The sequence below is a fragment of the Winslowiella toletana genome, from assembly GCF_032164335.1.
Taxonomy (GTDB): domain Bacteria; phylum Pseudomonadota; class Gammaproteobacteria; order Enterobacterales; family Enterobacteriaceae; genus Erwinia; species Erwinia toletana_A.
Genome location: NZ_CP134152.1, coordinates 3,661,429 through 3,683,016 on the forward strand (window position 1 = coordinate 3,661,429; position 21,588 = coordinate 3,683,016).

Consider the following 21,588-nt stretch of genomic DNA (forward strand, 5'->3'; position numbering starts at 1 on the left):
AGAATGAATTTTCTTACTTGTTTTTTGGTCTCTGTTGTTCTTTTTTTTTCTGTACAGGCCAATGCAGCCCCTTCCTATACTGACTATGACGTCAAGTTTACCAACGGCAGCATCGAGCTTGATGATTTACGCTTAACCAGTCATGAACTTCGTTGGCTGAACAGTAAAAAGCATTTTATCGTCGCAGTCGATAGCTCCATGCACTCCGCACTCCTGCAGACCGAACCGGGTTTGCGGGCCAAGGGAATTAATGCTGATTACCTCGGGTTGCTGCAACAGAATTTGAAAGTAAAAGTGATTCTGCGGAAATATCCCCGCGCGGAGGATGCAGTCAGGGCCCTGAAGGAAGGGGAAGTGGACGTTATGCTGACAGATCTGATGAACTCGCGTCCGCAAGAACCCACCCTCAATTTGTCTCAGCCGCTGATAACCACCTTTCCTGTGTTGGTGACAACGGTTAATAACACCATGAGCCCGCTCAGCACCATCAAACCCGTCAAAATTGCACGGGTAAACGATTACCCCGCTAAGGCGATGATTGCCCGCTCCTTTCCCAATGCCGCGGTCATCGATTATCCTGACTACTACGAGGCACTGGCCTCAGTTTCCTCCGGCGATAATCAGTACTTTATTGGCAGTAATATTATTACCAGCACGCTTATCTCCCGCTACTTTGCGCATTCACTGAATGCCATCAAATATTACGACTGCCCCTGCCAGCTCAATTACTTTTTTACCCGTAAAGAAATGACCATGCTGCCGGACATTCTGAATCGATTTGTTGACAGTCTCAGCAATGAAATAAGAAGGGATGTGATCCAGAACCGGCTTAACTCCGGTAACCTGGGGTTTATCAATCAACCGCTGAAGTTGACCTCGCAGGAAAAAAAATGGATCAAGAATCATCCGGCGGTCAACGTGCTGGTCTCATCTTTTCATCCGCCATTTTCAATGACGGACGAAAATGGCGATCCGCGCGGCATGATGGGCGATCTGCTGAATATTATTGAGCTGCAAACCGGGATGAAGTTCGTTCCGGTCTTTACGCCAATTACTCCTCCGGGAGACGTACTGCGCCCGGAAGGAAAGTGGGATATTTTCCCTGGTGCGATATATTCAGAAGAGCGTGAACACCAGGTCGCCTTTTCCAACACGCTGATCATGTCTCCTTATGTGTATGTGATGCAAAAAGCCCGGATGAAAGAACATACGCTCAAGCCAGGCATGAAGGTTGGACTGCCCGCTTATTACGGGTTAGATGACACACTTAAAAAGCGCCACCCGAAGGTGCAGTGGGTGTCCGTTGCCAATGCCAGTGCGGCGTTTCATCAGATACAGGAAGGGAAGCTGGATGCGCTGGTCGCCACGCAGTCGACGGCACGCTATATGGTCGATCACTATTATCCGGACACTCAGGATTTCTTTCGCATTAAGAATGTGCCCCACGCAGCGATCACTTTTGCCTATCCCAGAGGTGAACCTGAGCTCAAGAGCATCATCGATAAAGCGCTGAACAATCTGCCGCCAAGTGAAATACTTCGCCTGACCGAAAAATGGACACAGATGCCCAACGTAACCATTGATACGTGGGATCTCTACAGCCAGCAGTTTTATATCGTTACCGCACTTGCCGTGTCACTGATATTGAGCAGCCTGCTGTGGGGGTTTTATCTGTTACGAGAAGTGCAGCGACGCAAAGCGATACAAGGCCATCTTGAAAATCAGATCTCCTTTCGCAAAGCGCTTTCAGACTCGCTGCCTACTCCAAGCTATGTCGTCAATTCTCAGGGTCAAATCGTGAGTCACAACAGCGCATTTTCACAATATTTTACTGAGGATTACTACGCAAATGCCTCGCTGCCGCTGACCAATCCTGATTCGCCATTCTCTGTCATGATGCCCGAATTCGCCCACATCCAGCTTGACGAGCACGGTAACCGGCCGATCAACACCTGCGAGCTGGAAATCAGCAATGGCCGTGAGACGCGCTACGTCCAACACTGGCTGACGTTGTGTGATATGCCCGCCAGTGACGACAGAATATTTATTTGCGGCTGGGAAGATATCACTGAAACGCGTTCGCTTATCAGCGCGCTGGAAATTGAGAAAAACAAAGCCATTAATGCCACCGTTGCCAAAAGTCAGTTTCTGGCAAATATGAGCCACGAAATCAGAACGCCGGTCAGCTCAATTATGGGATTCCTGGAACTGTTAACCAACCAACAGCAGACGGAAGAGCAAAAAGCGGAAGCGGTAAAACTGGCTTATTCGACCGGGCAATCCCTGCTCGGGCTGATCGGTGAAATTCTGGATGTCGACAAAATAGAATCCGGCAAATATCAGCTTAAGCCAGAATGGCTGGATATGGCTGAACACCTCACGGTGATTTATCGCGCCTTTCACGCGCTGGCCGCCAGAAAAAATATCCAGCTGCTGATCGACAATCCACTCAGCCATCACTGCTTAATTATGATTGACCCGCAGGCCATCAAACAGGTGCTGACCAATCTGCTGAGCAATGCGTTGAAGTTTACCGATAAAGGATGCGTCAGGCTGAATGCCAGGCTGATTGAACATCATCACGAGACGGCCAAACTGGTTATCGACGTGGTGGATTCCGGCAGTGGAATCAGCGAAGAAGAGCAAAAGCTGCTGTTCAAACCCTACAGCCAGACTCATTCAGGGCGTCAGCAAACCGGTTCTGGCCTCGGGCTGATGATCTGTAAACAGTTAGTGGGCAAAATGCAGGGGGAACTCAGCGTGAAAAGTCGTCCGGGCGTCGGATCAACCTTCAGCGTATCTATTCCGGTAGCCGTATCAACGCACCAGTGTGTCATTGCTGAAGAGCGCCACGAATCTCTAACGCTGCCCGCTAACCTGCGTATCCTGGTGGCGGACGATCACCCGACCAACCGGCTGCTGCTCAAGCGACAGTTAAGCACGCTTGGCTATGATGTCAGCGAAGCCTGCGATGGCGAAGACGCGCTTAAAAAAATCAGTCAGCATCACTTTGATTTACTGATCACCGACATCAACATGCCTCATCTCGACGGATTTGAATTAACGCAGGTATTACGCCAGGAAAAAAATCCCATAACCATCTGGGGGTTAACCGCCAATGCACAAACTCTCGAACGCGATCGCGGACTTGGCTTCGGCATGGATCTCTGTCTTTTTAAACCGCTGACGATTGATGTGCTGAAAAGACACTTAAGCCAGCTCTCTCCGGCGGCGCCGTCAGCCAGCGCCACCCAATATCTGGATATCAACTTCTTACAGGAGAATACCGATAACGATCCTGAGCTGATGCGCGAAATCGTACTGACTTTCAGCCAGGAATCACGGGATGATTTAGCGCATGCCCGACAGGCGCTGAATGAGGGAGACTGGCGCACGTTTAAAAAGCACATCCACCGTATTCACGGCTCTGCCGGCATACTTAATTTGACGCGTTTAAGGGATATCTGTTTCCAGCTGGAATCCCGGCCCTTCACCGGCAGCGACTCACCGGACCACGCTGAATTAATGCAGACGCTGGCGGAACATCTTGCTGAGCTGGATCAGGAGATCGCGCTTTTCCTCGGGCAGCCGCTGTAATACGTTTTTCGCTCCGGTTGCTTACCGGAGCGATCCCTGTTACGCAAATTCAAAGCGCAATTGTTCCCCATGCTGATCGAGGGTCGCGGCGCCGGGACGAATGTGCGGATCGGGATATCCACTGATTTTTATTGGATTCCCCGGCATTCTCACTCCACCCGCTTCAATCATCATATTCCTCGCCGCGGTCTGCGGCAGTGCTATGGCTTCATCAACGCTTAACAGCGGTGCCACCGGTACTCCCGCCTCGCCGATACGCGCCAACCAGATTTCTGAGGTCTGGGTATTCAGCACCGCTTCTATCGCCTGTTTCAAAACCGCCTGATTTTCTACCCGCAGCACATTGCTGGCAAATCGCGGGTCGACAGCCAGCTCAGGGCGCTGTAATGCCCCACATAGCGCAGCAAAGAGGTGGTCATTGCCGCAGCAGATGGTGATCGGTTTATCCGCCGTAGTAAACACGTCGAAAGGCGCCATATAAGGATGGCGGTTACCAAGGCGTTTCGGCGTCTGATGGGTGGCGATATAGCTCATCATGCCGTGTTCAAGGAAAGTGAGCGTCGAATCGAACATCGCGATATCCACATGCGCGCCGCGCCCGGTTTTTTCCCGGCCATACAGCGCACTGGCTATGCCGCAAAACAGATAAACCCCCGCGCAGAGGTCGGAAATCGACGTGCCGACGCGAACCGGCGGCCCATCAGGAAAGCCGGTCTCCATCATAATACCGCTCATGCCCTGAATAATGGTGTCGTAGGCGGGTGCATCTTTCATTGGGCCGGTGTGTCCAAAACCGGAAGAAGAGGCATAGATCAGACGAGGATTAATCGCCTGTAGCTGTTCCCATGAAAAACCGAGTTTCTCAAGCGTTCCGGGGCGAAAGTTTTCCGCCAGCACATCGGCCTGCTTCAGCATATTGGTAAAGATATGCCGATCGGATTCGTCTTTCAGATTGAGCACTACGCTCTCTTTACCCCGATTCACAAAGCTGTAATACAGGGACTGGCCATCGAGATAGGGGCCATACGTCCGGGTATCATCGCCGTGTCCTGGCGGCTCAACTTTGATAACGCGCGCGCCTAAATCACACAATATTTGTGTGCCAAACGGACCATTCAGCACATGAGTCAGATCGATAACCAGCAGCCCGTCGAACGGCCCGGCTTTTTTATCTTCATTCATTACTTTGTACTCGGAAACAGCTCCAGAATACAAGCGTATTGTATTCTGGATGACTGATTGATTTATTAATATAGGCGCTTATGAAACCAGACGGCTGATATAGATCCACATCGGCGCGGTAACGATAAAGCCAAGCACACTGACGGCCAGAGAGGCGGTGCCGGTACGGGTATAAACATTGAAACGGCTGGCGATAATAATTCCTGAGAATGCCGGAGGCAGCGCACCAATCAGCACGGTCATCTGCAGCTGTTCCGCATCGAGGTGGAATAACATTCCGACGATAAGCAGTACCAGTGGCATCAGGATCAGTTTAAGGAAGGTGTTCCAGGCAATTTCCTTACTGAATTCGAATTTATGTGCAGCCAGCGTCAAACCTGCCGCAAATACCGCCACGCCGGAGTTCGCTTTAGCGATTAAATTAAAGCTCGGGTCCCATACCGCCGGAATTTTAATACCTGCCATCACAATCAGCGTTGCCAGCACCGGTACCCATACCACTGGCTCTTTCGCCGCGGAAATCAGCGCAGCAAAGTTGCTGCTTTTCTTACCATCCTTGCCAGCAGAAGGATTGAGTAAATACAGACCGATAGGAATGGTAATCGCATTAACAATAATTGAAATGATGGCGACTACCAGTCCGGTCGAAACATTGGCTCCATAGATCGGGTCCAGCACGGCAAAGCCCAAAAAACCCACCGTTGGTGACCCTGCAATCAGCGCGCAAACCGCCGCTTCGGCATGTGTGCGTTTAAAAAACTTATAGCATGTGAACCAGGAAAAAAGGAAACAGCCAACAATCACCACCAGAGAGACAATCGTCAGACGAGCATCCGCAAAAATCATGTCACGGTTAGCACGCACAATAGAAACAAACAGTGCCGCAGGTAATGCGTAATTCAGTACAAGTTTATTAAGCGCCCGAGCCTGCTCTTCATCAAAAGCCTGACGCTTACCGCTGACATATCCCAGCAGCATAATAACGATAATCGGCAGCAAATCGCCGGTGAAGAAAGTAAACATTATGGTTTATCCATTCAGACATCCCCTCAGCGGAGAGCTGAGGGAAAACAGGTTGCAGTTTGCAGCATCAATTTTTAGCGATTTGCTTAGGATTAAGCTGGGTGATATGTCCACTTTCCGTACCGGCGGCAGGATCGATGACCACATTAATGATTGACGGCTTTCTCGCCTGAATACTGGCAACCAGGGCCTGGCGAATATCATCTTCAGTAGTGGCGTGATAGCCAATACCGCCAAAGGCATCCATCAACTTGTCATAGCGCGCGTGGTGTAACAGATCCGTCGGCGAAGGGTCGCCTTTACCGCTGAGATCCTCGCCGTCGCCGCGATAAATGCCGCCGTTGTTGAAGATAATCACCGTGACGGGCAGGTTATAGCGACAGACAGTTTCAATCTCCATGCCGCTGAAGCCAAACGCGCTATCGCCCTGAATAGTCACGACCGGCAGATCGGCGGTGGTCGCCGCGCCGATGGCATATCCCATTCCAATGCCCATGACTCCCCAGGTGCCGCAATCCAGACGACGACGAGGTTTGTACATATCGATAATATTGCGCGCGTTATCGAGGGTATTTGCCCCTTCATTAACGAGGTAAATATCATGATATTCCGTCAGTACATCGCGAATCACCCGCAGCGCATTGAAGTAGTTAAGCGGTGACGTTGTGGTGGTTAACTTCAGCTGCATTTTGTCGATATTTTTCTGCTTATGAAGTTCAAGCATATCTCGCCACATCAGCGGAGCCGTGACAGGGCGTGTTGCCAGTGCATCCAGCATTAACGTCATGCCTGAATCGATATCCCCCACTACCGGAGCAGCGATCGGGCGATTGCTGTCAATTTCCTGTGGCTCAATATCCAGCTGAATAAACTGAACATCCTCAGCCCAGCCTTTTTTGCCGTGTCCCAGCAGCCAGTTGAGGCGAGCGCCGACCAGCATGACAACATCGGCATTCTTCAGCGCAAACGAGCGCGCGGCCGCGGCAGAAAGCGGATGGGTATCTTCCAGCAGGCCTTTCGCCATCGACATTGGCAGATAAGGAATATGGGTACTTTCAATAAAGTCGCGGATCTTTTTGTCGGCCTGAGAATAAGCGGCCCCTTTGCCCAAAATGATCAACGGGCGTTCAGCTTTCGCCAGCAGCGCCATCGCGCTCTCAATCGACTCAGCGTCTGGCAACTGTTTCAATGCAGGATGTTCAACTTTAACAATGGTTTTCGCCGCTTCGGTTTCCAGCATGGTGGCAGCCAGCACATCGGCGGTTAAATCAAGATAAACACCGCCCGGACGACCTGATGCCGCTACCCGAATGGCGCGAGCCAGCGCAATACCCAGATCTTCAGGTCGGTTCACCCGATACGCCGCTTTCGCATAGGGCTTCGCTGCATTCATCTGGTCCAGCTCTTCATAATCGCCCTGTTGAAGATCTACTTTGGCGCGATCGCTGGATCCGCTGATCAGGATCATCGGAAAACCGTTCACCGTCGCATTCGCGAGTGCAGTCAGCCCGTTCATAAAACCGGGAGCGGAAACAGTCAGGCAAACGCCAGGAATTTGCGTGATAAATCCACGAATCGCTGCGGCATAGCCGGCCGATTGTTCATGACGAAAACCGATAAAGCGAATCCCTTCCGCCTGAGCATGTCGCGCCATATCGGTAACAGGAATACCTGCGACGCCATAAATACACTCAATATTATTTTGTTTCAGTGCTTCGACGATGATATGCATACCATCTGTCAGTGCTTGTTCATCCGACATAATCAGTTGCCTCAATATTAAATAAGTACGAGGAGCCAAAGGCTCCTCTGAGATCAGATCGCGTTATTCTGTTTCAGCGCTGTAATTTCTTCTTCGCTATAGTTCAGCTCTTTCAGAATCTCTACGGTATGTTCACCCAGCAGAGGGGCAGATTTAATTTCAGGGGTGAAGCCTGAAAATTTCATCGGGCAACCGACAGTCAGATATTTACCACGCAGAGGTTGTTCAACTTCAACAATGCTATCGCTCTCTCTTAGGGAAGGATCGTGGGCGATCTCTTTCATGCTCAGCACCGGCGCGCAAGGAATATCAAAGGTGGTGAGATATGCCACCGCTTCATGCTTATCCATGGTCAGGGTGTATTTTTCGATCACGGCAAAAATATCGAAAATATGAGGCTGACGCGCTTTTGCCGTGTTGTAAGCGCTGTCTTCAATCCATTCAGGCTTGCCAATGGCTTTACAGGTATTTTCCCAGTTCTGTTCCTGAATAGTGAAATAGATATAGGCATTAGGATCGGTTTCCCATCCTTTGCATTTCAGGATCCAGCCTGGCTGACCGCCGCCGCCAGCATTGCCGCCGCGCGGTACTGCGTCACCAAAGGTGCCGTTAGGGTATTGTGGATACTCTTCCAGATAACCGACTTTTTCCAGGCGCTGCTGATCGCGCAGTTTTACGCGGCACAGGTTGAGCACCGCATCCTGCATCGACATTGTCACACGCTGGCCGCGGCCGGTTTTTTCCCTGTGCAGCAGCGCCGCAAGCAGGCCAATCAGCAGATGCATCCCGGTGTTGCTGTCGCCTAACGCAGCGGCACTGACCAGCGGTGGGCCGTCCCAGAAACCGGTAGTGGATGCTGCGCCACCGGCAGCCTGGGCGACGTTTTCATAGGCCTTCACGTTCACATAAGGTGAACACTCATTAAAACCTTTAATCGAGCCGAAAATCAGTCGCGGATTAATTTCCTGAATGCGTTCCCAGGTAAAGCCCATATGATCGATGGCGCCCGGGTGAAAGTTTTCCACCAGAACATCGGCTTCACGAATGAGTTTTTCCATCACCTCTTTGCCTTCGGCCGTTTTGGTATTTAACTCAATCGAACGTTTATTGCTGTTCAGCATGGTAAAATACAATGCATCAATATCTGGAATATCGCGCAGCTGGTGACGAGTTACATCCCCAACGCCCGGACGTTCAATTTTAATTACGTCAGCACCAAACCATGCCAGCATCTGGGTGCAGGAAGGACCGGACTGAACACCGGTAAAGTCGAGAATTTTAATGCCCTGAAGTGGAGTAGACATTGCAGTACCTTTTATCAATAAATGTGACTCTACAACGCCATATGCCGTTTATGCATATGGCCTTGTGATATCAATAGGGTTATTTCAGCTGCTCGCTAATACGTTCAGCCAAATGGATGAGTGATCAATTTGCGAAAAGCGCGGTGCTGTCCATGATCACGCCGTCTTCAGCGCCTTTCAGCGCCAGGTTGGCTTCATAATATTTATGCTCGCCCATCAGCTTCTGCGCCTGCGCTACCGCATTACGCGTTTGTTTCAGTGGCATTAAGTAAACATTTTCCATCACGCCAATACCGGCCAGACGCAGCTCCTCAACGGCACCTTTTTTATCGCCTTTTTCCAGTTTGCTATTGGCACGCTTGATGGCCTCCTGTTTTTCTGGCGAAACGACATAATCTTCAGAAATACCCATCGCGGCATCAACGGCGACATAGTTGTCATCGTTTAAATTGGCTTTCTTGTCCGAGCGGAAGAATTTTGACCAGTCCAGGCTGTCATTTGCTAATAAGGTAGCAGCGTGATTCGTCAGCGCTTCTGCTTTTTGCGGGTTTCCCTGGAACAACGCCATACGGGCAAACTGGACATCTCGCAGGGCGTTCAGGCCCTGCACAGCAATTTGGTCAGCGGCTTTAACCTGCTGTGCAGTAACATGCGGGGTTGCATCAGAAGTATCTGGGGTTGCGGTTGCTGCCATTACCGGAGCCGCAGCTACCATTGCAGCAAAAGCTGTTGCGAGTGCAAAACGTTTCATAATTACTTTCCTTTAAATTAATTTGGTTTGAAGACTCAGTGAAGATGCGAGCATATTAATCGACAAGGAAATGTATTGGCATGGGAGGGCGGATATAGATTTGAACGACCAGGATGACAGCTGTAAGAATGAGATGATAACCCTCACCCGTTTATCCGATATACAGCGTTAACAGAACAGAATATCCTTTCCATCATAATTATTTCGCAACCAAATTCAACCGATACATTTAAGGTAAGATAATGCTACTCATTGATAGAAACCTCATAAGTAAGCTAAACCATCGGGTTTTGGCAAATTACAAAAGAAGCGCATTCAGCCTTGCACTGATGCTTTCTGTATGCGGCATTTTATGTTTATTCTTTCCGATCTATGCCGGGATGGTTCTGAGCTACCTGACCGGTGTTCTGCTGACCTTTTGCGGCATTTATTCGCTAGTCTGTGCTTATAATTTTAAAAAAATTGGCAAGGGCGCAACACTTTCCTTAATTATTTTCGGGGTCATCTACGCGGTTATGGGGATGGGCGTGTTCCTCAGTCCGATGCTGGGGATGAATATTCTCTCTATCTTTATCTGCTTTTTATTTATCCTTGCCGGTGTCAGCCGCTTATCTGCGGCGATTAAAAGCGCCCATATGGTTGGACGTTACTGGTGCATGTTCATCGGGATCCTTGATCTGATCATTGCGTTCCTCTGGATGAGCGCGAATCAAGACACAACCTATATTCTGGTCTCAGTATTTATTGGGCTGGAGATGATATTCAGCGCGTGTATTTACTTTACCCTGAGCAATAAAATTGAGCATCTGAAAAAAAAAACATCTGATGTTGAGCCGTAACTCTGCATCATCAACCACGAATCGCGATCTAAAACCCAGGAAAACACTATGAAAACGTTAGTAAAATCACTTATTGCCATCGCTGCACTCTCTGCTTCTGTTAATATCGCCAGCGCGGAGACGCTTAATGAAAACATTCCAGAAAATATGACCTGCAAAGAGTTTGTGGATATGAATCCAAAGGCAATGATGCCGGTCGCATTCTGGGTGATCAACAAGGATACGGATTTTAAAGGCGGGGATTATGTTGACTGGCATGAAGTGGGCACAACGTCGGTGCCGCTGCTGATAAAAATTTGCAAAGAAAACCCGGAAAGCAAACTCAAGCAATGGATCAACGACATCAAATAGTTTTTTATCAGATGCCAACCTTGAGTGCAGATGTCATAACTCATCCGGCTTCAGAATGATGTCATCGGCCTGGCGTTAGGCGATCACGCCGGGTCGATTGCTGAATCTTAAGTTAATTACATCCTCTGCGTGATTAGATTATTACGCTTGCCTGTGTGTCATCAGAAAACCAATGAAATTTTTACTCGTCTTTTCATTTTCGTGTGCAATTATTTTGGCTTACTTAGGGAGCGACACCAATAATTTTAAAAATGAGAGTCATGCCTTAATAAACACCAGAGTTCAGTCAGATAATTTAATAGAATCCTGGACTAAAAAAATTGAAAACTTTGCGTTTTTTTCAGATGGTAAGTTTAGAGAGATCATCGTTTCAGGCATCACGCGCCTTGAGAAGAAGAGTGATTTTATTCCTGACGCGCATCAAACCAAGAAATCATTGAAAGTTCTGGATTTTGAGGCAGAAGAAAATAAACACTACACGACCAAACATAATACGTTAAAAGAGGCAGCTAAAGAAATTGTTACGGTTATCAGAGCGTCACGACACAGCCATTCTGCAACGCCAGTCGCAAATGCCTCAACCCAGTGAGCATAACTGGCTTTCTCTCGCCTGATTTTACAGGAATATATTGAGGTCTTAAGGCAGGTTTTTATTTTTGTCGGAAGCGAAATTGATAACAACGGGTATCGGCAAAATGAACCGGAAAGCGCCAGTCAGACTCAGCCAGCGGTCGTCGTTTTATTTTTAATATATTGAATTTATTATTTTTATCTGATTATTAATCGCCTGTGAAGCTTTCACTGTTGCGAGATTTCTTTACCACCTGAAACGGACGCCTAAGCGTCCGCTTTTTTTTGCCTGAAACTTACTCCATACTGATGCCCTGTTTTTTCCCGGCAGGATGAAAAGGACTTTGCATGTTGAGGATAGTCAGCTGGCTACTGCTAACGCTGCTTAGCTGCGCGGCAATGGGTGCCTGGTATTTACAACAGCAGTACGAAGAAAAGTCCGCTGACTTTCGCATACTTTATCGCGAAATAACGGTGAAACTGTCTCAACATGACGCCATCATCCCGCTACTGCCCGCCAGCCAAAACGCCACCGAAGTGCAGCATATTCTGCCGCAGATCGTGGAGTGGCGGCGGCACGATACGCCTGAGCCCCGCCAGCTGATTGTTCCTGAAGGCAACGGCCGCTACTGGCTAAACCGCCCTAACCTCTCGCTGTTAATTGATTTAAACGTTCTGCTCGACACTCTCGCAGAGAAAAAGACCTTTACCTATCTCGCCATCACCCGGGATTCAACCACGCTCTACGAAAGGGGTCTTGCCAGCGTCACAAGCTGGTGGCGCTGGGATAAAATCGTCGCCAGTCCGACTCAGCCGTTTATTGTTTCGGCGGGCGACAACCCGGAGTGGGCAAAGCTGCCGTGGTGGCTGATGGTTTCTCCGGCGCTGTTCTGGGCGCTGGCGCTTTATCTGCTGGCTCAGTATCAGGCGAATAAACGTCGCCGGGATATTGCCGCTCTGCGCGCCCGCTACACCGAACTCACCCGGCTGAATACCATGGGCGAGCTGGCGGCAGGGATGATGCACGAGCTTAACCAACCCCTGACCGCCATCATGAGCTATAACCAGGCGGCGGTACGCCTGCTCAAACAGCACAAATCGGATCAGGTTGCCAGCCTGCTGGACGCGTCGGTGGCGCAAATAAAGCGCATTGATGCTCTGCTTGGTCAGTTTCGGCAGAAGCTAAGCAGTGAACGCGCCGACTATCAGCCAATTGAACTGCAGGCGCTGTGGCTTCGGGTTTGCCAACTGCTGGATAACGAATTGCAGGCGGGAAAAGTGCGCGTTAGCAGCCATTTCAGCGACGGTTTGCCGCCGCTAATGGCGCCACCGCTGTGGATTGAGCAAATCCTGCATAATATTGCCAGCAATGCGATTCAGGCGCAGGCCGGGAATGCGCCAGGTTCGAGCTGGATCCACCTTGAAATCCGCGAGGAAAAGCGCGGTATCGTGCTGAAACTAACCGACGGTGGCCCGGGGCTATCGCCAGAGGCGCTGAAGCATGTCTTTATCCCGTTTTTTACCACCCGTGCCGAAGGCGTCGGCCTGGGAATGGCGCTGACCGACACTCTGGTGCAGCGTCTTAACGGCACCATTGAGGCAAGTAATATTGCAGGGCGTGGTGCCTGCTTCAGACTTTGGTTCCCTCTGCCTGACGAGGAGAAGTAATGAAACAGCGTATCTGGCTTATTGATGATGATGCGGCAATCCGTGACTCCCTCAGCCTGCTGCTGTCAACCGTCGGCTGGCAGACCCATGCTTTTGACAGCGCCCACGCCTTTCAGCAGCAGGCCGGAAACCTTTGCGAGCTGGCAGGCTGCATGCTGCTGGATATCCGCATGCCGGGAAAAACCGGGTTAACCCTGCTGGACGAATGGATCCAACAGGGGCTTACCCTGCCGGTGATCATTATGACCGGGCATGGAAATATTGATTTGTGCCGCCGCGCGTTTAAAAACGGAGCCTGGGAGTTTCTGACCAAACCCATCGATGCCGACCTGCTGTTTGAGGTCGTCGGCGCCGCGATGGCGCAGCAGAAAATACGCCAGGAAGAGCAGCGGCGGCTGTTGCCATTACAGCAAAAACTTTCGACCCTGACCGCCCGTGAAAAAGAGATGTTCGGGCAGATCGTGCAGGGCTATTCCAGCAAGGAAATAGCCCTGCGGTGCTCGCTCTCTCCGCGAACCGTGGAGGCGCATCGCGCCAATATTTTCAGCAAGCTTGAAGTCAACTCGCTGCCCAGGCTGCTGAAAGTTTATGGTGATGTTGCCAAACAGACTAAGTAAAAACACCTGGAAAGTTAGGTGTTCGCGTTAATTCCCCTTCTGTTAAGCGTTTCATAGTATTGGCCCATGACGAACAAAGGGAGCCAGGCGATGAAGCGTATCCTTATAAACGCCCTGCCGCTGGCCGGCGGCCACCTGCGCCAGGCACGCGCGCCGGAAGCGCTGAAGAGCATTGAAAACGAATTGAATGCCGGATAACACAATAAGGAGCATTAACAATGAAATATTTATCAGGACTGATGGCGTTTCCTCTTATTCTGAGTGCTGGCCATGCACTGGCAGCAAACAGCGATGAAGGTTATTACGGCTCGGCCAAATACCTGTATAGCGAACAACGTGCCAGCGATCAGGATACCAGCAGCCGTCCGGGTGTCGGACAGTTTGTTGACGGCAAGGAAAAAGATCGCCGGAGCGGTGCCTCACTGGCGGCGGGTTATCAGTACGGCAACGGCTGGCGCACTGAAGGCGAGTATACTTTCCGCCAGAAAAGCGAATTTACCAGCGGCTCCACCGCTTTCCCGAGCAGCTACAACCACCTGAAGCTGAAAACCAAACGACTGATGATGAACGTCTATCGCGACTATGATCTCGGCTATGGCGTATCACTGTTCGGCACGGCTGGATTGGGGATTGCGAAGGTTAAAGCCGACGGCTGGCAGGGCAACACTTCACGCGAATATGCATCCAGCACCCAGAATAATCTTGCCTGGTCACTGGGTGCAGGCGTCAGCTACTCGCCGCTGGAGCGTCTGAGCATTGATGTGGGCTATCGCTATATCGACATGGGGAAAGTTGAAAGTGGCTACAATACCTTTGGCAACGTGCGCGGCCTGAAGGACGAGCAAATGAAAGCTCGCCTGGCCTCCAGCGAATTTACTGTCGGTACGCGTTATCTTTTCTGACGATGAACCCATCGCCAGCCCGGTAGTAATCAGTTAAAGCTGACCTCGGTTTTATCAGCCGCCCGCAATAACGATCTGTTTGCTTTTCGGTACGAGCACCACAGTAATCTTGTTATCCGTGGTGGGAGCGAAAAAGAGCGGAGAATATCTGACGACACTCTCCGCTCTTTTAACACCAACAGCGCCGGATGCTGTCATGCACCACTTCACTGACACTTAGCGAAATAGCATGGTGATTTATTATCAACCGGCTAATTTAAGATATTACATTAAATTTTTGGCAGCTTATCAAACATACTTTTCATCTCTTCCGGAAAACCATTGGAGAGCGTATTACGCAGGTCATTCATTGCGGTCTCAAAATCCTTCGGACGTTCTTCACTTTGCATTTTTTGATGTGCATCGACATTATCCTGCACGCCGGCTAATACCTTATTCATATCACTCATCATGGTCTGACAAGATTGATTAACGGATTGCATAATGGTGCGTGCCGCATCAGCCCCTGACATTTCCATATTTTGCATGCCCTTCACAAAGGGTTTTTGCAAATCAGATTGAGATTGCTGACCAAGCTCAGCTGCTGATTTCAATACATTTTGCATATTTTTAGGATCAAGCATCGGTATTTCCTTATTTTGCAGTTAGAGATTTTTAGGGCATGAGAACTGGGTCAATGCTTTTGACCACAGCGGGTAATCTTTCATGGTGGAACTCAGTTCAAGGTTGAAAAAACCGCTGACATTATTCATTGCCATCGTCAGTTCGCGGCTATTTGGCCCCAGTGGCACTGCGTTACTGGCGTCATACATGCGGAAAATAGCCCACGGACCATTGAAACTGACCGTTTCCACATTGCCATCGCGGGTTTTAAACGTCAGACGGATGTAGACCCCGCCCTTCGGACCCGGCCATTCAACCCGCATTGGCTGACTGGCACCATGGCTGTAAGTCAGTATCTGACCATCAACATCAAGCACGGCCTCCAGAATTGAGGGCGTCAGTGAAACGGGTCGTATAATCATCGACATCGCCATTCTGTCGCCGGCATCAAAAAAGGTGTCACGGATTCGGGCTGCGTTCTCAAACGCCCGCAACGTTTTTTCCGTTACCACGCCGTTACTGTTGGATTTCACCTTCCAGCGGCTGCCATTGATATCGACATAAGGCGCCAGATTCTGATCAAAGAAACTTTGCATCGCACCGGTACGGCCAAACATTCGACTGAAATCGCCAATGCCGATTTCTTCAGTCGACCGGCGATTAAACGGATAGCGACCGTTAACTGTGGTGTTACATAAATCGGATGCGATTGAAGCCACACCTTTACTGAGATTGGCCTTACTTTGCTGCAAGCTTTGTGACTGACCGACCTCAAGCAGATCCCGCATCACGCTGCGTATCGGCTCTGGCTGACGGGCCATATCGATTTGCAACCGATTGAAATCATTGCTTTGCGGCAGAATCTGCCCCGCTCGTAGTGAAGTTGAAAGCGTGATCAGCTGGTTATAAATTTGCTCAAAGGTTTTAGCCAGCGGATCGGAATTACTGGTCGAGGTGCTTTCCAGAGCAACACCCAGCCGTCGTAACATCTCAAAGCGATCTTCTACGGCCTTTTCCGGCGTCAAACGAAAACGTGAACGCTCACCCGATATTTCGTCAATAATGCTGCGGCGTGCATTGGTGAGCTTATTGCGTTGAGTATCAAACCAGCCAGAGGACATTCCTCCTTTGGTTGAGCTATCAATACTCAGGGTGGTTTCACGTGAGGCGAACCGCACCAGATTGGCTAAAGGAGACGAAGGATCGGAGAACTGCCGGGCTAATAATGCGGCATCATCCAGTCCGTTGATCGGGCGCACCCGAATATCCTGCAGGAAAGCATCCCAGTGGTTGGCATATTCCGTCAGATAATACTTACGGGCTTCGTCGGATAATTTTTGTGCCGCTGCGAGTAGGCTGACTTTACTGACCGATGATTTACCGTCGCTCAGCACCCACTTCTCCTCATCAATCATCGCTTCTGATGCGGCCTGAAGTTGTGAATTCACCACGTCATAGTAACTGGCACGCGTGTAAAACGCCGGGATCGCCATATCTGTCACGGTCTTCGGGCTTTTACGCCTGAGCATCAGCGTAACACTGGAACCGGCGGCATCTGCCAGGCTGATATTTTCAATCCGTGGGGGCAGCGGCGCATCTTCAATGCGATGGATCACCCGAATATGTATTGGCGTTTTCATCGCCTTAATACGCGACTCGCGAATTAATTCATTATTCAGTTTAGCGGCAGGCGCCGCTGTGGATGAGCCATTGAACAACTGACTCAGATGGTAACTGAACAGTTTTCGGTCGTCCGGGGTATAACCTTGCGGAGCAAAATTTTCCCAACGCGCCATAAACCATTGCACCAAAGCCTTCGTTGAACGATTGTCAGGCTGGCCAAGCATCAGGTAGATTTTTAACGTGTCATAGCTATCGACATCAAAAGACTGAGTATCTTTTTTGAGCTCATTAGCCACGTAATTCTCGACCGCCGGCCAGAACACTTTATTCAGATGACGATGATAAGTGTCGAACATTGCCTGATTAAGTAAGCGATGTTCGAAATAAGGGGTTAATAATGGCGGAGAGCTCTCCAGATAGTGGGTGTTGATATATCCCAACTGCTCGTAGGCGGCGACTAAATTATCATTCACCTGATTAGTCAGTGGAATATCGCGCACGATGCGCCGCGTTTCCTCAAAGCGGGCGGTGGCGTAGCCAATATAGTCATATTCCCAGAAGTAACGCCCCGCCAGTAGCAGCAGTATAATTCCGAGCGCCAGCGTCACACCAACATATTTGCCTGTCGCCAGCAGTCGGTTACGCAAAGGCATTGGCCCGCTGCCGTGTAACACTCCCCGTTCGCTAATCGCCTGGCTCAGCGCCGGAAAATACATCGGCCCCGCAGGCCGGTCTTCAACAATATTGGTTGATGACGGGTAATACATCGCCTCCCAGGAAGTGAGATTCTGGGTGCTGCCTAACCAGCATTGCCGCAGACAACCGCTATAGCCCACTGGCGTTGCCGGGAATATTTGTTCCAGTAGACCAAACAGGGGTTTTTGAATTGCCCCAAGGCTTTCGGTGAACAGTAATAATTGATGGCGCATTTCCATATTGAGCGAGTCATGCATGATTTCCAGCACATAGCGGCTGATGCCTGACAGGAAATCCCGGTAACGCTGCGCGTCAGCTGAAAAATTATTCGCCCCCTGCTCATTAAAGGACATGCTAATACCCAGTCCTTCAGCCAGCAGATCGTCACTCATCAGGCAGAGGAAAGTTTCGCCACCAGGCAATTTATCGATATTATTGAGCAACAGATATACGGCAATATCAGCCTGAAAGGTTGAGGCCACTTCCATCACCCGCAGACGCAATGTATCAGCCAGTGACTTACGTTCCGTCAGTGACGCCTGCAGTAATACATCAACATCAAGGCAAAGAATAATTCCGTCAATTCCCGGATAGTGGCGATGCTTACGGATCATCGAAAACAGTTTATGCCGGGCGTTACCCGCCTCCTCACTCTGTCCATGCAGTAAAATCCACTCGCCCGCCGTATCAATATAAACTGCACGATCGGTCAGCCACCAATTGCAGTCCTGAGTGGGACCGATATCAGTGGTCTGCGCCAGACCATACTGTTCTGACATCAGGAATTTTTCACCGCTCTCATAAATAATCGAGGTTTTACCGCAGCCCTGTGGCCCCATGACCAAAAACCACGGTTTAGCATCAATATATTGCCTTTTACGCTGTTGCCGCCAACGCTGCCAGCGGGTTTTATAATGCGATAAATAAGCCTGTTTCAGCGTTAACATCGCATCATGAAAACGGGCAGAAACACGATCAAGCTGAACCGTTTTTTTCTTGCGCCGGGGTAGCGGTGCGCGGGCATAACGAAAAATCCAACCAAAGAAGATGGCGACAAAAGGCCATAGTGCCCAGCATAACACCAGCGCAATAATAACCTGGCGAACCCAGGCACTTCCCAGCGGAAAATAAGGGCCAATGGCGATCAGCGGACCTATCCACCACACGGCATAGCACAATAACAGCGCAATAAATAAAATCAGCATTCTGCGTATCATAACAATTCCTATTGTTGAGTATCTGTTCCCTGAGATTCGGTACGAGGCGATTCCAGATATTGCTGCATAGCCTGATTGGCATCACGCTGACCAATCTTCCATAAGATATCGACACGGCGGTTACGACGGCGGCCTTCTTCCGTGGCGTTGTCTGCCAGAGGCTCACTTTCTCCGCGGCCAATTGCACTGATTTCACGCTGATGGGTTTCGTTAAGCTGCGTGGATTCCCGTAGCTTTTCAGCTACCACGGCGGCTCTGGCGGCGGAAAGCTTAAGATTATTGTTGCCAGATGTACTGCGAAACGGTTTGTTATCCGTATGCCCAATCACTTCCATATCACCCGGCCACGGAGCCAGTGCTTTGCCAAGACGCTCAATATTTTGTTTTTTGATAAACTCTTCGGAAAGAGTCGCTTCTCCGGTGCGAAACGCTCCATCGGAAGTAAAGATAAGTAGCCATCCGCGTGGATCCTTGCGCACCTCGAGCCAACCTTCATTGAGAATATTAGATAAAGGATTCGGCAAGGTTTCCATGATGTTTATTTTCCGTGGTTCAGGCAGAACCCAGGTCAAAATATTGCTGCGAATTTGCTGAGATTGCTGATGTAAATACCAGGCGGTAATTCCATAAGCACATAAACAGCATGCGAAGCCATAAATAAAGATTTTTCGCGCTTTAATATATTGGCGGCGTGCTGAACCCTGAATGGTCTGCACGATAGCTAAAGACTGGGTGAACTCCTGGCCATAAAGTTGCGTATGGAGCCGGTTGCGTAAATCCATCAGCAATACCGACCCATGTTCTAACATTTGATATTTACCTTCAAAACCCAGGCACATAATCAAATCATAGAATTCCAGCACTTCCCGGTACTCTTTCGGGGAGTTCATATAAACGCGTAAATGCTCGAAGCAGTTCTCACCCCCCCAGGCATCACGGTGAAACTCGACCAACAAACTTTGGTTGTAGGATTCTGCCGTCTGAAGCCCATTGAAAATGCCATCTATATAGGTACAAAGCAGATAAGAGAGATGACCGACATCCTCCTGCGGGCAATTCTTCTTTTGCAGGCTCTGCTGGAAGAATTGTAATTCCCGGACGATCGGCGGCCTGACTTCAGCGGCAACACGGCTCGGCCAGCGGCGAATATTCTCCACCAACAGTAATAACGGCATCGCTGCTGCAATGTAAGTATTATCCCAAAGCCCTTGCAGTAAGCCCGGGCGCTCATAGAGCCCCCGGGATGGCGTTATTCGCGGCGTATTGGTGTCATGCGTAAGCGGTAGCGGCTGATTTGTCGCGAGTGCATGCTCATTGGCCGGAGTCGCCAGAGTATCAACCACTGCCTTATCCTGCTGCTCTGCTGAGGATGCATCAGGCTGGCGGCTTCCTTTTACCATCATACCGCCCAAAGAGGCCACTGCACTTTTGGCCTGCCACATTGGATCGGTTAATGACTGTTCCGCTTGTCTGGCACCATTCCGGGCGGTGGAAATGGCTTCGAGAATCTGGCGTTCGAAATCTTTCATCCGAGTCTTCCTTGCCGCAGACCCCAAACTTCAAAATGCAGTTCAGGGAAATCTCCCACAATACTGAGTGCGATAGCCGAACCCGACATCATTTCCTTATACATAGGATCGGTATGATCCACTTCGAAATAGACACTGTTCGGGTAATAAGGGATATATCTTGGTGGTGAGGACATGGGGATCATCCTCGCTCCCGGTAACTGTAAATCGATCAGCTGGACAATTTTCTCCACCGGGCCAAGTTTGCTTTGGGTTGGGAAATACGAGCGGATAGTTTCGGCAGGCAATTTGGAGCTGACAGTAAAAATCAGTTTTTCCAGACGCAGTTGTGCATCGTTCTGGCACAGGTAAATATTGTCGCCGCGTTCAACAAACGGCAAGGCGACCGCCGGAGCTTCAATCACCAGTGACAGCGCGCGGCGTAAAGCCGCAAACAGGGCAAAATATCCCTTATGCGGTTCATGATGCGCATAGACCAAATCTTGCCTGGCCCAGGGTTTGTCTCCACCGGGGATGGTGCTCAGTTGCCCAAGCAGCCCCAGTAACAATTGAAATAACTGTTCAGGATGCACCTGTTTTTGCATCAGAATATGCGAGAGTTTAAGATTATACTCGCTGAGTGTTTGCAGTAATAACAGCTCCAGTAGCTCGGACAACCCGCCGATTGACAGCAGCACATCAGGACGATAAACCGCCTCAAGTCGTTGAACGATTAGACCCAATAACTCGGTTACCGCATTTTCCAACCAGCCGATAGCGCGAAAATCCAACATCGGCGGCAAAAAATTGTCATCCAGAATTAAGCGTCCGTCACGGGTGCGTTCTTTAATATACGCGATGGGCAGCATCGACTCTGCATCACTGATACTGCCGCGCAAATTGAGCCTGGACTGCAATTGTCCCAGCTGAAGCGTGGCAATTGACGGCGTTCCTTCTGCTGCAATGCCGTGATTACGATCTTTCACTTCCGCATCCAGAGCAATAAAACGGCTACCGTGGCGGCTTTGTGTTAAATCAATATAGGTATTGCCGGGAATATCCATCAGGATCGAGAGGCATACGATACTCCCCTGACAGTTTTCACCGGGATCAAATGGCAAGGGTAATGCTTCATTCTCGCCCATATTAAAAGGTGTGCCGTCTGGAAAAATACCGCCCGCGTAATTCAGCGCAATTTTTCCCTGATCGAGTAAGCCCTGATTAATACCTAATGTGTGGAATCCCCACGCCAGCGCACTGAGGCTTCGCGCTCGCATTTCAGTGAGATGTTCTAAATAACGTTCCTGTTGTTGAAAATGCTGAGGCTCCATGAGCATTCCTTCAACCCATGCAACACGTTGTTTTGGCAGCATAT

At 49.9% G+C, this 21,588-nt stretch carries 16 protein-coding genes; 7 read left to right on the plus strand and 9 right to left on the minus strand.

The features are described from left to right. The first annotated feature begins 3 nt into the window (after positions 1–3). Positions 4–3,597 carry a response regulator gene (locus RIN69_RS17050; protein WP_313853260.1) on the plus strand — a complete coding sequence of 1,198 codons (3,594 nt, stop codon included), beginning with the start codon at positions 4–6 and terminating at the stop codon, positions 3,595–3,597. 39 nt (positions 3,598–3,636) lie between these two features. On the opposite strand, the gene yfdE is transcribed toward RIN69_RS17050, so the two are convergent. The 5 genes from yfdE to RIN69_RS17075 all read right to left on the minus strand — a co-directional run bounded on the left by yfdE (position 3,637) and on the right by RIN69_RS17075 (position 9,619). Continuing rightward, positions 3,637–4,779: a CoA:oxalate CoA-transferase gene (gene yfdE, locus RIN69_RS17055; RefSeq protein WP_313853263.1), complete on the minus strand. Its 1,143-nt coding sequence runs from the start codon at positions 4,777–4,779 to the stop codon at positions 3,637–3,639. A gap of 78 nt (positions 4,780–4,857) precedes the next feature. After that, complete coding sequence (gene yfdV, locus RIN69_RS17060; RefSeq protein WP_313853265.1) at positions 4,858–5,802, minus strand: transporter YfdV; 945 nt, start codon at positions 5,800–5,802, stop codon at positions 4,858–4,860. A gap of 67 nt (positions 5,803–5,869) precedes the next feature. Beyond that, the gene (gene oxc / locus RIN69_RS17065) at positions 5,870–7,564 is read right to left on the minus strand and encodes an oxalyl-CoA decarboxylase (protein ID WP_313853267.1); all 1,695 of its coding nucleotides are present in this window, start codon (positions 7,562–7,564) and stop codon (positions 5,870–5,872) included. Between the two features lie 53 nt (positions 7,565–7,617). After that, positions 7,618–8,868: a formyl-CoA transferase gene (frc, locus tag RIN69_RS17070; protein WP_313853269.1), complete on the minus strand. Its 1,251-nt coding sequence runs from the start codon at positions 8,866–8,868 to the stop codon at positions 7,618–7,620. A gap of 124 nt (positions 8,869–8,992) precedes the next feature. After that, positions 8,993–9,619: a YfdX family protein gene (locus tag RIN69_RS17075; RefSeq protein ID WP_313853270.1), complete on the minus strand. Its 627-nt coding sequence runs from the start codon at positions 9,617–9,619 to the stop codon at positions 8,993–8,995. Between the two features lie 242 nt (positions 9,620–9,861). Between RIN69_RS17075 and RIN69_RS17080 the strand changes: the two genes are divergently transcribed. The 6 genes from RIN69_RS17080 to RIN69_RS17105 all read left to right on the plus strand — a co-directional run bounded on the left by RIN69_RS17080 (position 9,862) and on the right by RIN69_RS17105 (position 14,566). Next, entirely contained in the window at positions 9,862–10,458 is a 597-nt protein-coding gene (locus RIN69_RS17080) for a DUF308 domain-containing protein (protein ID WP_313853271.1), read from the plus strand. A gap of 48 nt (positions 10,459–10,506) precedes the next feature. Then, on the plus strand, positions 10,507–10,809 hold the full coding sequence (hdeB, locus tag RIN69_RS17085; protein ID WP_313853272.1) for an acid-activated periplasmic chaperone HdeB: 303 nt from the start codon (positions 10,507–10,509) through the stop codon (positions 10,807–10,809). A 172-nt stretch (positions 10,810–10,981) separates the two neighbouring features. Then, the gene (locus RIN69_RS17090) at positions 10,982–11,398 is read left to right on the plus strand and encodes a hypothetical protein (RefSeq protein ID WP_313853273.1); all 417 of its coding nucleotides are present in this window, start codon (positions 10,982–10,984) and stop codon (positions 11,396–11,398) included. Between the two features lie 329 nt (positions 11,399–11,727). Further along, complete coding sequence (locus tag RIN69_RS17095; protein WP_313853275.1) at positions 11,728–13,047, plus strand: sensor histidine kinase; 1,320 nt, start codon at positions 11,728–11,730, stop codon at positions 13,045–13,047. Continuing rightward, on the plus strand, positions 13,047–13,664 hold the full coding sequence (locus tag RIN69_RS17100; RefSeq protein WP_313853278.1) for a response regulator transcription factor: 618 nt from the start codon (positions 13,047–13,049) through the stop codon (positions 13,662–13,664). Before RIN69_RS17095 ends, RIN69_RS17100 begins: the two co-directional genes overlap by 1 nt. A gap of 218 nt (positions 13,665–13,882) precedes the next feature. Further along, positions 13,883–14,566 (plus strand): outer membrane protein, encoded by a 684-nt coding sequence (locus tag RIN69_RS17105; RefSeq protein WP_313853280.1) that lies wholly within the window; start codon positions 13,883–13,885, stop codon positions 14,564–14,566. A 269-nt stretch (positions 14,567–14,835) separates the two neighbouring features. Here the strand turns inward: RIN69_RS17105 and RIN69_RS17110 are convergent, their stop codons facing one another. Genes RIN69_RS17110 through tssK form a run of 4 tightly spaced genes read right to left on the minus strand, consistent with a single transcriptional unit; the run spans position 14,836 to position 21,586 of the window. Then, positions 14,836–15,189: a DUF6277 family protein gene (locus RIN69_RS17110; protein ID WP_313853283.1), complete on the minus strand. Its 354-nt coding sequence runs from the start codon at positions 15,187–15,189 to the stop codon at positions 14,836–14,838. Positions 15,190–15,210: 21 nt separating this feature from the next. Continuing rightward, positions 15,211–18,705, minus strand: a complete 3,495-nt coding sequence (tssM, locus tag RIN69_RS17115; protein WP_313853285.1) for a type VI secretion system membrane subunit TssM — start codon at positions 18,703–18,705, stop codon at positions 15,211–15,213. Positions 18,706–18,713: 8 nt separating this feature from the next. Next, positions 18,714–20,234, minus strand: a complete 1,521-nt coding sequence (gene icmH / locus RIN69_RS17120) for a type IVB secretion system protein IcmH/DotU (RefSeq protein WP_313853287.1) — start codon at positions 20,232–20,234, stop codon at positions 18,714–18,716. Further along, on the minus strand, positions 20,231–21,586 hold the full coding sequence (gene tssK / locus RIN69_RS17125) for a type VI secretion system baseplate subunit TssK (RefSeq protein WP_313853288.1): 1,356 nt from the start codon (positions 21,584–21,586) through the stop codon (positions 20,231–20,233). Before tssK ends, icmH begins: the two co-directional genes overlap by 4 nt. Positions 21,587–21,588: the final 2 nt, after the last annotated feature.